General features: G+C 73.7%; 13 protein-coding genes. 11 read left to right on the top strand and 2 right to left on the bottom strand.

Annotated elements, in window-relative coordinates; genetic code table 11:
- The first annotated feature begins 81 nt into the window (after positions 1–81).
- The 11 genes from CRV15_RS34430 (at position 82) to CRV15_RS34380 (ending at position 9,454) form a co-directional block, all read left to right on the top strand.
- On the top strand, positions 82–1,728 hold the full coding sequence (locus CRV15_RS34430) for an AMP-binding protein (protein ID WP_003963610.1): 1,647 nt from the start codon (positions 82–84) through the stop codon (positions 1,726–1,728).
- On the top strand, positions 1,725–2,069 hold the full coding sequence (locus CRV15_RS34425) for an acyl carrier protein (RefSeq protein ID WP_003958114.1): 345 nt from the start codon (positions 1,725–1,727) through the stop codon (positions 2,067–2,069). Before CRV15_RS34430 ends, CRV15_RS34425 begins: the two co-directional genes overlap by 4 nt.
- Before the next feature lie 5 nt (positions 2,070–2,074).
- On the top strand, positions 2,075–3,241 hold the full coding sequence (locus CRV15_RS34420) for an anthranilate phosphoribosyltransferase (protein ID WP_003958113.1): 1,167 nt from the start codon (positions 2,075–2,077) through the stop codon (positions 3,239–3,241).
- Complete coding sequence (gene trpA, locus CRV15_RS34415; protein WP_003958112.1) at positions 3,238–4,038, top strand: tryptophan synthase subunit alpha; 801 nt, start codon at positions 3,238–3,240, stop codon at positions 4,036–4,038. Before CRV15_RS34420 ends, trpA begins: the two co-directional genes overlap by 4 nt.
- A gap of 131 nt (positions 4,039–4,169) precedes the next feature.
- Complete coding sequence (locus tag CRV15_RS34410; RefSeq protein WP_003958111.1) at positions 4,170–4,544, top strand: ectoine synthase; 375 nt, start codon at positions 4,170–4,172, stop codon at positions 4,542–4,544.
- A gap of 13 nt (positions 4,545–4,557) precedes the next feature.
- Positions 4,558–5,700 (top strand): acyl-CoA dehydrogenase family protein, encoded by a 1,143-nt coding sequence (locus tag CRV15_RS34405; RefSeq protein WP_003958110.1) that lies wholly within the window; start codon positions 4,558–4,560, stop codon positions 5,698–5,700.
- A 6-nt stretch (positions 5,701–5,706) separates the two neighbouring features.
- On the top strand, positions 5,707–6,405 hold the full coding sequence (gene trpF / locus CRV15_RS34400; RefSeq protein ID WP_003958109.1) for a phosphoribosylanthranilate isomerase: 699 nt from the start codon (positions 5,707–5,709) through the stop codon (positions 6,403–6,405).
- Entirely contained in the window at positions 6,402–7,100 is a 699-nt protein-coding gene (locus CRV15_RS34395) for a beta/alpha barrel domain-containing protein (protein ID WP_003963609.1), read from the top strand. The genes trpF and CRV15_RS34395 overlap by 4 nt, the downstream gene beginning before the upstream one ends.
- Positions 7,097–7,312, top strand: coding sequence for an MbtH family protein (locus CRV15_RS34390; RefSeq protein WP_003958107.1), 216 nt, complete (start codon positions 7,097–7,099; stop codon positions 7,310–7,312). Before CRV15_RS34395 ends, CRV15_RS34390 begins: the two co-directional genes overlap by 4 nt.
- A 56-nt stretch (positions 7,313–7,368) precedes the next feature.
- Positions 7,369–8,514, top strand: coding sequence for a Glu/Leu/Phe/Val dehydrogenase dimerization domain-containing protein (locus CRV15_RS34385; RefSeq protein WP_003958106.1), 1,146 nt, complete (start codon positions 7,369–7,371; stop codon positions 8,512–8,514).
- Positions 8,515–8,689: 175 nt separating this feature from the next.
- Positions 8,690–9,454, top strand: a complete 765-nt coding sequence (locus tag CRV15_RS34380) for a hypothetical protein (RefSeq protein ID WP_003963607.1) — start codon at positions 8,690–8,692, stop codon at positions 9,452–9,454.
- A 45-nt stretch (positions 9,455–9,499) separates the two neighbouring features.
- On the opposite strand, the gene CRV15_RS34375 is transcribed toward CRV15_RS34380, so the two are convergent.
- Complete coding sequence (locus tag CRV15_RS34375) at positions 9,500–10,318, bottom strand: glycosyltransferase family 2 protein (RefSeq protein WP_003958104.1); 819 nt, start codon at positions 10,316–10,318, stop codon at positions 9,500–9,502.
- A gap of 111 nt (positions 10,319–10,429) precedes the next feature.
- A complete protein-coding gene (locus tag CRV15_RS34370) occupies positions 10,430–11,317 on the bottom strand; it encodes a hypothetical protein (protein WP_009999573.1) in 888 nt (295 codons plus the stop codon).
- Positions 11,318–11,365: the final 48 nt, after the last annotated feature.

Genomic DNA, 11,365 nt, shown 5'->3' with positions numbered 1-11,365 from the left:
TTCGTTTTGGTTCCACGCAGAACCGTAAAATTATTCAAGGAGATCTGCCGCGTGCGCCCGTCGCATGAACTCGAAGAAGCCATGGCCCTGCGACAGGGCAGCGGGAACGCGCTGGACTTGGCGAGTTCGATTGTCTCCCGTGCCGTTGAGCACCCGGATGATCCGGCGCTGGTCCACAGCGGGGAGGAGACGAGCTACGGCGAACTCCTCGCACGGGCGCAGCGGGAGCGCGCCCGGGTCGCCCGCGCGGCACCGGACGTCGACGACCCGATCGGCATTCCGGCCGAGAAGTCGCCCGCGACGATCGCCCTGGTGCTCGCCTGTCTGCTGGAGGGACGGCGTTTTCTGCTGCCCTCACCGGCGCTGCCGTCCGGGGCGCTGCGTGAGCTGTTCGAGCGGGCGGGCCGCACCCGGGTGCTGTCACCGGCGCCCGCCCCCGCGGCCGGGTCCGTGCCCACGGCCGAGTCCGCCCCCGTACCCGTGGCCGCAGCCGCGCCCGTACCCACAGCCACAGCCACAGCCACAGCCACAGCCACAGCCGCGCCCGTGCCCGAACCGCCGACCGGGCCGCGGCGGCGCACCGGGCCGGACGACGTCTCGTTCATGCTCACCACCTCCGGCTCCACCGGACGGCCGAAGATCGTGTCGCTGGGCAGGGGGGCGGTGGACCGTTTCACCGACTGGGCGGGGGAACGGTTCGGCATCCGCCGGGGCACGACGGTGCTCAACTACGCCCCGCTCAACTTCGACCTGTGTCTGCTGGACGTCTGGACCACGCTCAAGCACGGCGGCCGGGTCGTCCTCGTCGACCCGGCCGAGGCCACCCGCGCCGAACGGCTGCTCGACCTCCTGGACCGCCACGAGGTGCGCGTCGTCCAGGCGGTGCCGATGCTCTTCCGGCTGCTCACCGACGCGGCCGTGCCGAGCGGCCGACGGCTCGACGGCGTCGAGCACGTCATCTTCACCGGGGACACCCTGCCCACCCGCTGTCTCGCCGACCTCCCCCGTCTCTTCGGCGGGGCACGGCTCTACAACCTCTACGGCTGCACCGAGACCAACGACAGCTTCCTGTACGAGGTCGACGGCACCGAACCCCCGGACGCCCCGATCCCGATCGGCCGTCCGCTGCCCGGGGTGGACGCCGTGATCGTCGGCGCCGACGGCCGGCTCCTGACCGGGCCGGGGGTCGGCGAACTCGAAGTCAGCACCCCGTTCCAGACCTCCGGCTATCCGGACCCGGAGCAGAACGCGGAGAGGTTCGTCACCCGGCTCCGGGACGGGCAGCCGCGCCGGTTCTTCCGCAGCGGCGACCTCGTCCGGCGCCACGAGGACGGCCGGATCACCCTGGAGGGCCGGAACGACCACCAGGTGAAGGTCCGCGGGACGCGGGTCAACCTCCACGAGGTCGAACAGGTGCTGCTGGCCCACCCGGACGTCACCGAGGCGGCGGTGGTGACGGTGCCCGACCCGGTGGCCGGGCGGCTGCTGCGCGCCGTGGTCCGCAGGGCCCCGGCTGCGGCCCCGGCCGCCCGGCTGAACACCCTGGTGCTGCGGCGGCACTGCGCCGGCCTGCTCCCCCTCACCTCCGTCCCCTCGGAGCTGCTGATCGTGGACACCCCGCTGCCGAGGACGTCCACCGGAAAGATCGACCGCGCGGGGGTCGAACGCGACCACCCCACTCGGGCCACGGCCCGGCCGAACGAAGGAAACGAAGGAACAGCATCGTGAAACACACCCTGGCCGTGAAGCGGTTCGTCCTGGAGGAGTTCCTGCCGGACGTCGCCCCGGAGGAGCTGGCGTCCGACTACGACCTGGTGGCGGGCGGGGTCATCGACAGCCTGGGGCTGCTCAAGACGATGGCCTGGCTGGAGGACCGGTTCGAGCTGCGGGCCGATCGGATCGAGCCCGACCCGGAGATCTTCCGTTCCGTCGACGCGATCAGCCGCTTCATCGAGCAGTGCGAACAGGCCGAGCGGGCCGAGCCGCGTGAACAGGCCGAGCAGGGCGAGCAGAACGAGTGGTCCGAACGGCGCGAGCAGGCCGGGCGGTCCGGCCGGAACTCCGGCTGACGACCGTGCACGAGGTGCTCACGGCGCTGCTCGCCCGGGACCGGCCGCCCGTCGACCGGCCGATGTGGCACTCCTTCTGGGACGGCCTCCGGGACGGCGGCCTCCAGCGCGGCGAGACGGTGGCCCTGTTGGCGTCGCTGTCCACCCGTACCCCTGATCAGGACACCCTGAGCGCGCTGCTCCGCTCGCTCGACGAACGCCGTCCGGAGTGCGGTGTACGGCTGGAGGACACCGCGAACATCGTCGGTACCGGAGGCGGGCCGAGGACGTTCAACGTCTCCACCGCCGCCGCGTTCGTCGCCGCCGCGATGGGGGTCCGGGTGGTCAAGACGGGCTCCCGCGCCCATTCCGGCGTCTGCGGCTCGATCGATCTGCTCGAACGGCTCGGCATCGCGCTGACCACGTCGTACGAACAGACCGCCGAGATGGTGGACCGGTTCGGCATCGCCTTCCCCGGGGGCTTCGTCTATCCGCGGGAGCTGACCCTGCTGGCGCGGAGCATTCTGCCGCTGGAGATGCGGCAGCTCGGCGGTCTCGTCAACGCGATCGGGCCGTTCCTGGCGACGATGCCGGTCTCGGCGCAGCTCGTGGGCGTCGGCGACCCCTCCGTGCTGCCGGGCCTGCGGCGGTACGCCGCCTCGGTCGGGGACCGGAGGATCTGGCTGTGCGTCAATGAGCTGGGCGTGGACGAGCTGGTGGGCTCCGTCGACAATGTCGTCCACCCGAACGACGGCGGGACGTTCCGCGTTCCGGCGGAGCACCCGGGCAGGACGGCGGGCCCGGGACCGGAGACGGCGGGCCCTGGGACGGTGACGGCGGGCCCCGAGACAGCAACGGCAGGCCCGGGGACGGTGACGGCGGGCCCCGAGACAGCAACGGCAGGCCCGGGGACGGTGACGGCGGGCCCGGAGGCGGGGGCCGATGCCCTCGCCGGGCTGCGGCTGGCCGCCACCGACACCGGGGAGAGGGCCGCCGAGCGCTTCCTCGCGGTGCTGTCGGGGCAGGGCACGGACCAGGCGGCCCGGACCGTCCGGCTGAACGCCGCCGCGCTCGCGGTCGCGAGCGGGACCTTCGCCACCTGGCCGGACGCGCTCGCCTCGGCCGGTGACGCCCTGCACGGCGGCGGCGCGCTCCGCCTCGTCGAGCGGCTGCGGGCGGGGGGCGCGCGATGAGCGGGTTCTTCGCCCACCGGCCGCCGGACCGGCCCGGTCTCGCGCTGTTCCTCAACGCCGGGGACCCGCCGCTGCCCGTACTGGCCGATCTGGTGCGGATGCTCGACGACCGCCGGGTGGACTGTCTGGAGCTGGCGGTGCCCTTCCCCGACTCGGTCACCGACGGACCGGTGGTCCGCCGCTCGGCCGGGCGGGCGCTGGCGGAGGGCACCGGGCTCGACGAGGTGCTCCGCTTCGTCGGCTCGGTCCGACCCCGGCTGAGGCATCTCCGGATCGCGCTGCTGGCCGACTGGAGCCACACCGTCAAACCCCTGCCGTCGCTGGGCGACTTCGTCCAGCGGGTCGCCGGGTCGGGCGCCGACGGACTCCTGCTGCACGGGCTGCCGCCCCGGCTGCGGACGGAGTACGGGGAGGCCGTGCGGCGGGCCGGGCTGCCCAGGGTGGCCACCTGCTACACCGCCTCGACCGCCGCGGTACGGGCCGGGGCCGCCGCGGACGCCTCCGCGTATGTCTACCTCGTGGCCCACTACGGCCGCAGCGGCTCCGCCCTCGGAACCGACCTGCGGGGGCTGGCGGCGGCCGTGGCCGAGCTGCGGCGGACGGCCGCGGTGCCGGTCGCCGTGGGGTTCGGGGTCCGGTCCCGGGCCGACATCGCGCGGCTGCACCGGCTCGGCGCCGACGCCGCCGTGGTGGGCAGTGCCGGGGTCGCCCGGATCGAACGGGCCCTCACCGAGGGGGCCGACGTGGTCGAAGCGTTCCACACCTTCGTCCAGGCGCTCTCCCCGGACTCCCCCTGATCCACCCCGCTGGATTCCCGTCGATCCGGTCGATCCGGTCGACTTCTCAGTTCGATTTTCCGTCGATTTCTCATGCATTCCTCATCGACGGATTCCGTTGATTTCTTCCTTCACGCCAGGAGGTTCACCTCATGATTGTCCGACGCCTCGACGAGGTGCAGACCGTGGACTGGGGCAATGGGCTCAGCCGCAGATTCCTTCTCGAATCCGACGGCATGGGCTACTCCGTGACGGACACCACGGTACGCGCCGGCACGAAGTCCCGGCTGGAGTACCGGCGCCATCTGGAAGCCTGTTACTGCATCGCGGGCACCGGAGAGGTGGTGGACTCGTCCGGGATTTCGCACCCGATCGAACCCGGCACGTTCTACGCGCTCGATCAGCACGACGCCCATTTCCTGATAGCGAGCCAGGACGAAGACCTCCGGCTGGTGTGCGTGTTCTCGCCCGCGCTGCGCGGAGGCGAACGGCACAGCCTGGACCCGGCCGCATTCTCCCAGTACTGACAGGACCGCGCACGTGATCAGTTGGAACGCCGATCAGAACGCCCTGCGCGAGGGGGTCGCGCAGTGGTGCGACGCCCTCAGCGAGGGCCATGCGGAACGGGACGCCGCCGCCGTCTTCCCCCGGGAGCAGTGGAAGCTCGTCCAGCGGTCCGGAATCCTCGGCCTGCCGTTCGACGAGCGCTGGGGCGGGCTCGGTCAGTCCCTGCTCACCACCATGTACGTGCTCGAAGAACTCGGCGCGGGCTGCCGGGACGGCGGGCTCGCCTTCTCCGTCGCCACGCATCTGACCGGCGTCGGGGTACCGCTGGAACGGTTCGGCTCACACACGCTCAAACAGCGCTTCCTGCCGGGCGTCTGCTCGGGCGGGACCATCGGGGCGCACGCGATCACCGAGTCCGGGAGCGGCTCCGACGCGCTGGCCATGCGCACCACGGCGACCCGCGACGCCGACGGCGGTTTTGTGCTGCGGGGCAGCAAGTCCTTCGTCAGCAACGGGCCCGTCGCCGATGTCTTCGTCGTGTACGCCCGGACCCACCCGGACGGCGGCCCCTTCGGCATCTCCGCCTTCGTCGTGGAGCGGAACACACCCGGCCTCACCGTCGGGGCGCCCGTCGGGAAGATGGGGCTGCGCACCTCGCCGCTGAGCGAACTCCACTTCGACGACTGCCGGATTCCGGCGTCCGCCGTGCTCGGCCGGGTCGGCTCCGGCTTTCTCATCCTGGACCATGTGATGAAGTGGGAGATCCTGCTCGCCTTCATCATCAGCACCGGGCAGATGCGGTACCGGCTCGACCGCTGTGTCGAATACGCCAAGGAACGCACCCAGTTCGGCCAGGCCATCGGCTCTTACCAGGCGATTTCCCACCGGATCGTGGACATGAAAATCGGCCTGGAGACCTCGCGGAAATGGCTGTACGACACGGCGGTCCGTATGACGGCGGGCGAGAACGTCACCACGGACATCTCCATCAGCAAGGTGATCGCCAGTGAGAGCGCGCTCGCTTCCGCGCAGGCGGCCGTCCAGATCTTCGGCGGCAGCGGATATCTGACCGAATGCGGTCTGGAGAAGGATCTGCGCGACGCGGTCGCGGGCCCGATCTACTCGGGCACGTCGGAGATCCAGCGCAATCGCGTCGCGTCCATGCTGGGGCTGTGACGTCCGGTGCTGCTCAAGATATGCGGAGCCGGGTCGGCCGGGGACGTGGAACTGCTCGGCGCGGCCGGAGCCGATCTGGTCGGCCTGTGGCACGGCGTTCCGGGAGGCCGCGCCGATCTGTCGCCGTCGAAGCTCTCGGCGCTGGCCTCGGCCGCCCGCCGCGCGGCCCGGCCGCGGCCCGTCCTCGTCACCTTCCGCCGGGACGCCGACGGTCTGCGCGAGGCCCTGGCCGCCGCGCGGATCCACTGGATACAGCTCCACGGCTACCAGCCGCCGGGCACGGTCCGCGCGCTGAAGGACGGCGGCGACGGCGACGGCGGTGATCTCACCGTGGTCAAGGTGGTCCACCTCGACGGGGAGAGCTGCCCCGAGCGCTCGCTGATCCCCGCGTACGAACGGGCCGGAACGGATGTCTTCCTGGTGGACGCGGTCGCCGCCGACGGCCGGATCGGCAGCACCGGGCAGCCGGTGGACCCCGGCGCCGTGCTGGGGCTCGTGGACCGGATGTCCCGGCCGTTCCTGCTCGCCGGGGGCGTCCGCGCCGACAACCGGGAGGAGTACCGGGCCGTGCTGGAGCACCCCCTCTTCCTGGGGATCGATGTCGACACCGCGGCCAGGGACGCCGACGGACGGCTGCGGGCCGACCGGGTCCGCGCTGTGTCCCGGGGCTGGCGCCCGGTCCCGGGACCGGAGGCCGGGCGGTGACGGCCCCGTTCATCGAGGCGCTGCTGACCGCCCGCCGACCGGTGATCATGGAGCTGAAGCCCCGGGACGCCGACGGCCGGGACCTGTTCGCGGGCCGGTCGGCCGCCCGGCTGGCCACCGCGTACCGGGACGCCGGGGCGCCCTGTCTCTCCGTGGTGACCGGGCACTGGTTCGGCGGCACCCCGGAGCTGCTGCGGGAGGTCGCGGACCACACGGATCTCCCGCTGCTCCACAAGGACTTCCTCACCCGCCGGAGCCAGCTCGACGAGTCCCGCGCGGCCGGGGCGTCCGCCGTCCTGCTCACCGCCGCGCTGCTGCCCCGGTCCACCCTGGGCGGCCTGGTCGAACACGCGCTGGGACTCGGTCTGACACCGTTCGTCGAGGTGACGCGCGAGGCGGAGATCAGCCGGGTGCCGCACGCCGAGGAGTGCGCGATCGCCGTCAACAACAAGGACATCACCGCCCGCGAGCGCGGCGCGGGCGACCTCGGGCGGAGCTACGCGCTCCTGCCCGCCGTACAGGACAGCGGCACCCGCTGCCCGGTGAGCGCCAGTGGAATCCACCGCCCGGAAGCCGCCGCCCGGCTGCTCCGGGAGGGCTTCGCCGGTGTGCTCGTCGGAACGGGGCTGCTGAGTACCGAGAGCCTGCCCGAGTGGCTGGCCGCATTCGATCGACAACTGGAGGGCATGACATGAGCGGCGATGTGCGGGAGCGGTGGAAGGTCGTCGTCAACGACGAGGAGCAGTACTCGATCTGGTCGGCACAGCGGGAGACACCGGCCGGCTGGCGCGAGGACGGTGTGCACGGCACGAAGGACGAGTGTCTCGCGCACATCGAACGGGTGTGGACCGATATGCGTCCGCGCAGTCTGCGCGAGCGGACCGCCCCGGAGGCGGAGGCCCGGTGAGCCGGGCCCTTTCCCCGGAGCGGACGGACCCGGGTACGGCTACGGGTGCGGGGGGCGTGGGGGGCGCGCCCCGGCCCGTGCTCTCCACCACCCTGGATCTGCCGGGCTGCGAAGCGCGGGCGTGGGTGGTCGTGGACTCCCTGGTCGACGGTCTGGCCATGGGGGGCACCCGGATGACCCCGACGGTGACCGAGGCGGAGCTGGCGCACCTGGCCCGGGCCATGACCCGCAAGCTGGCACTGGTCGGCCTGCCCATCGGCGGCGCCAAGGCGGGCATCGCGCCCGGCCCCGGCGCCCCGGGGACCGGCGCCGAGCGGCAGGCGGTCATGCGGGAGTTCGGCCGGTCCGCCGGTCCGCTGCTGCACGGCGGGGTCTATCTCGGCTGCGACCAGGGCACCACCTACGCGGACCGGCGGCTGGCCTTCGAGGCCGCCGGGTACGACGTCGCCGAACGGCCCGGGGCCACCCGGCTCACCGTCGGCTGGGCCGAACTGTGGGACCACATGGCCGACATCACCGGCTACGGGGTGGCGGTCGCGGTGCTCGGCGCCCTGCGCGCCGCCGGTGCCCGTACCCCCCGGCGGATCGCGATCCAGGGGTTCGGGACCGTCGGCCGCGCGGTGGCCGGTCATCTGGCCGACCGGGGCCACCGGGTGGTGGCGGTGGCCGACGTCCATGGCACGATCGAGGACCCGCGCGGTCTGCCGGTCGCCGAACTCACCGCGCTCACCAGCGGTGACGGCACGATCGACCGCACCCGGCTGCCCGCGTCGGCCACCGTCCGCGGCCCCGGCCGGGCCTGGCTCCACAGCGACGCCGATGTCCTGGTGCTGGCGGCGTCCGCGGCTGCGATCGACACCGACGCCGTGCCCTCCGTCCGCGCCCCGATGGTGGTCGAGGGCGGAAACATGAGCTGCACCGAACCGGCCCGCCGACTGCTGCGCGAACGGGGCCACACCGTCCTCCCGGATGTCGTCGTCAACGTCGGCGGCGCGGCGGCGACCGGCTGCGTCCTCACCGGTCTCGCGCCCTCCGACCTCCCCCTGCCGCGGCTCTCCGCGTGGCTGCGCGCCTGGGTGGCCGAACGGGTCGCCCGGAACTGCGAGCTGGTGCAGGAGCTGAGCACGGCGGGCAGCCCGGACCCGGTCGCGGAACTGCTCACCGCGCCGCCCCTCCGGCGGCACGGCCCCGGGGGCCGGTGAGACGGTCCTCGCGCCGCCCGCGGCCGGGGGCCCACCATCAGGGACCCCGGCCACGGGCCCGCGCCCGTCCGACGGGCCGCGACCTGGCCACGACCGGGATGTCTTCGGGCCGCCGCAGGGTCCGCACCGGCACCTGACCGACGCTTCCCCTTCCCCTCTTCCCTGATCGGCGGCCATGCGCACGAGCCACCGCCCCTCCGCGTCCCGGCCCGCGTACCGATGGTCGCCCGCCACGGTGACGTCCTTGGGCGGACCGCTCTTCGTGTGCGGGGTCGACGCCTTCGCGCACTGGGGCGGCGCGGCCCACGGTCCCACCGGCGAACAGCAGCCGGGCCGCGACTTCGCGCGGGCCATGGCGGCGGTCGACGACCTGGAAGCCGCGTTCGTGCGGTTCGGGGACGGCGAGGAGCACACGGGCTTCCTCTGGGAGACGGAGGGTGAGGGAACGGCGGAGGTCGCACTCGCCGACGACGGTCTTCTCCTCCTGCGCTCCCCGGTCCCCCCGGGCCGCGCGGAGCTGCCGCGTCGGCACGCGGCCGGGGCGTCCGCCGCCGAGGAGCGGGAGTGGGGGGGGAGTTCACCGTCCACGGCGGCCATGTCGTGGTCGCCTGGGCGGCGGTGGGCACGCACGAGAACGACATGGCTCGTTCGCGACTCCCCGGGAGCGAGCCGCGGCGCTGCACGCCCTCACCCGGCTGAACCCGCCGGTCCGGCTCCATCCGGACCATGTCTCGGCGTGGGTACGGTGCTCCCGCTCGGGCCGGGCACCTACCGTGTCACCGGTGGTTGGCACCGGGCGCCCCGGGTCCCGTCGGCGTCCGGGGAGGGGGCGCGCGGATCGTCGTCGTCGGACGGCGGCTGGAACTGCTCGTGGGTCCGCTTCACCCGGTCCGGCGGCACGGGAACGCGACCCGGCGCGGGGACGGTCATCACCGGGTGAACCGGCGCGCGGGCGCCGCCACCGGCCGCACCGGATCGGCCGCCCTCAGGTCAGCCGGACCGGTTCCAGCTCGAAGTCGACGTCATTGGCGGGGGCGATGAGCAGCGGCAGCAGTTCCTCCCGGGTGCGGGCGGCCCTGCGGCGCCGCTCCTGCGCGTGCATCGCCTCCGTGTAGGCGCGGCGCCGCGGCGAGCCGAAACCGGTGTCGGGCGCCTGGGTCAGGGAGTCCGGCCAGATCCGGTAGCGGTAGAGCGTGCGCCGTACGCTGCGCAGCCGGTAGAGCCGGGCCAGCCGCAGATGGAAGTCGGTGTCCGCGCCGAACCGCACGGTGCCGTCGAAGCCGCCGAGCCGTACCAGGGCCTGTCGCCGCACCACCGTCGAGGGGTGCAGCACCACGGTGGTGCGGCCCAGGCGCAGCCACAGATTGCCGTGCCGGGGCATCCGGCGGCGGCCGGTGGCCCGGCCCTCGGCGTCGATGTACTCGTAGGCGCAGCCCACCAGATCGGCCCGGTTCCGCTCCAGCACCGCGAGCTGCCGCCGGAGCCGGTCGGGCAGGCTGATGTCGTCGGCGTCCTGGAAGGCGACGTACGGGGTGGTGATCCGTTCCAGGAGCTGGTTCTTGATCCGCAGATGTCCCACGTTCCGCGAGGTGCGCAGGACGGTCAGCCGGGGGTCGTCGGCGTACGGGCGGAGCGCGGTGGTCCAGCTCTCGTCCGGGGAGCGGTCGTCCACCACGTACAGTCTCAGGTCCGGCCGGTCCTGGGCGAGCACCGAGCCCACGGCGTCCCCCACATAGCGGGCACAGTCGTAATGGGGCAGGACGACGCTGACCGCCGCCGTGTCCCCGGTCCGCTTCGGCCGCACCGTGTCTCCCGTCCCGTACTGTCCGTCCCGTACTGTCCGTCGTGGCCCGTTCCCCGGCCGGGCCTCTCCCCCGCCGTCCCGCGCCGGGCGGCGCGCCGCCCCGGATCCCGCTCACCCCGGGGCGGTGCCGCCCACGGGGCTGCGGAAGTCCCCCTCGTCGCCCCAGGTCACCGTGTGCAGCGGGCGTCCGGCCGCGCCCCGGAGCGCGAGTCCCGCCGCGACCCGGCAGAACCAGCCGAAGTGGACCGCCTTCACCGCCCAGCGCACCAGTCCCCGGCGGGTGCCCCGGCTGTGGTCGAAGGGCGCGAGCGGCCACAGCCCGTGGAAGAGGATGCGGGAGAAGTAGTGCGCCGCCACCGGGCGTGGATAGTCCGCCATGCAGGTCGCGTGGGAGTAGAGAGAGCGGCGCAGCCTGCGGACGGTGTCCCGGGACCGGCCCGGCCGGTGCACCAGTCCCTGGGCGTCCGGCAGCACCTCCAGGGCGTGCAGCGGGTCCGGGGCGGCAGGGTCGAGCAGTTCGAAGAGGACATGGCCGTCGTCGGCGAGCCGGCGCGCGGGGATGCCGGGGGCGATCACCTCGGTCGCGACGACCATGCACGCGGCCACCGGGCAGGCCCCGGGCGGCAGGGTCACCGAGGAGACCTTCGCCATGGTCCGCGCGGCGGGCGTGTCCCGTGCCAGGGCGACGACGGCGGCGCCGACCGCCCCGGTGCAGCCGCGGGCGCGGAAACGGGTCACCAGCCGCTCCAGACATCCTTCGGTGAACCGTACGTCGTCGTCGGTCCAGAGCCAGCCGGTGTAGCCGAGGGTGGCGGAGAGCCGCAGGGCCGCGTTGATGGTCCGGGGCTTGCCGGGCCCCGGCAGCGCGATCCCCACCAGCGCGAACGGCGCGGACACCGCGCGCGGGTCGCCCGCACCGTCCGCCGGGAGCCTCACCGCGCCGTCCGCCGGGGGCCCGGCCGCGCCGTCCGCCCGGTGCCCGGCCGCACCGGAAGCCATGCCGGAAGCGGCACCAGAATCAGCGCCGGGGGCAGTGCCACACGCCAC

The sequence above is a fragment of the Streptomyces clavuligerus genome (genome assembly GCF_005519465.1).
Classification (GTDB): domain Bacteria; phylum Actinomycetota; class Actinomycetes; order Streptomycetales; family Streptomycetaceae; genus Streptomyces; species Streptomyces clavuligerus.
This window is presented reverse-complemented; position numbering and strand designations above follow the sequence as displayed.

Coding starts and splice junctions, on each gene's coding strand:
- trpA (WP_003958112.1), top strand. CDS start 3,238: ATGAGCGGGTTCTTCGCCCACCGGCCGCCGGACCGGCCCGGTCTCGCG.
- CRV15_RS34380 (WP_003963607.1), top strand. CDS start 8,690: ATGCGCACGAGCCACCGCCCCTCCGCGTCCCGGCCCGCGTACCGATGG.
- CRV15_RS34430 (WP_003963610.1), top strand. CDS start 82: ATGGCCCTGCGACAGGGCAGCGGGAACGCGCTGGACTTGGCGAGTTCG.
- CRV15_RS34370 (WP_009999573.1), bottom strand. CDS start 11,317: ATGGCTTCCGGTGCGGCCGGGCACCGGGCGGACGGCGCGGCCGGGCCC.
- CRV15_RS34390 (WP_003958107.1), top strand. CDS start 7,097: ATGAGCGGCGATGTGCGGGAGCGGTGGAAGGTCGTCGTCAACGACGAG.
- CRV15_RS34410 (WP_003958111.1), top strand. CDS start 4,170: ATGATTGTCCGACGCCTCGACGAGGTGCAGACCGTGGACTGGGGCAAT.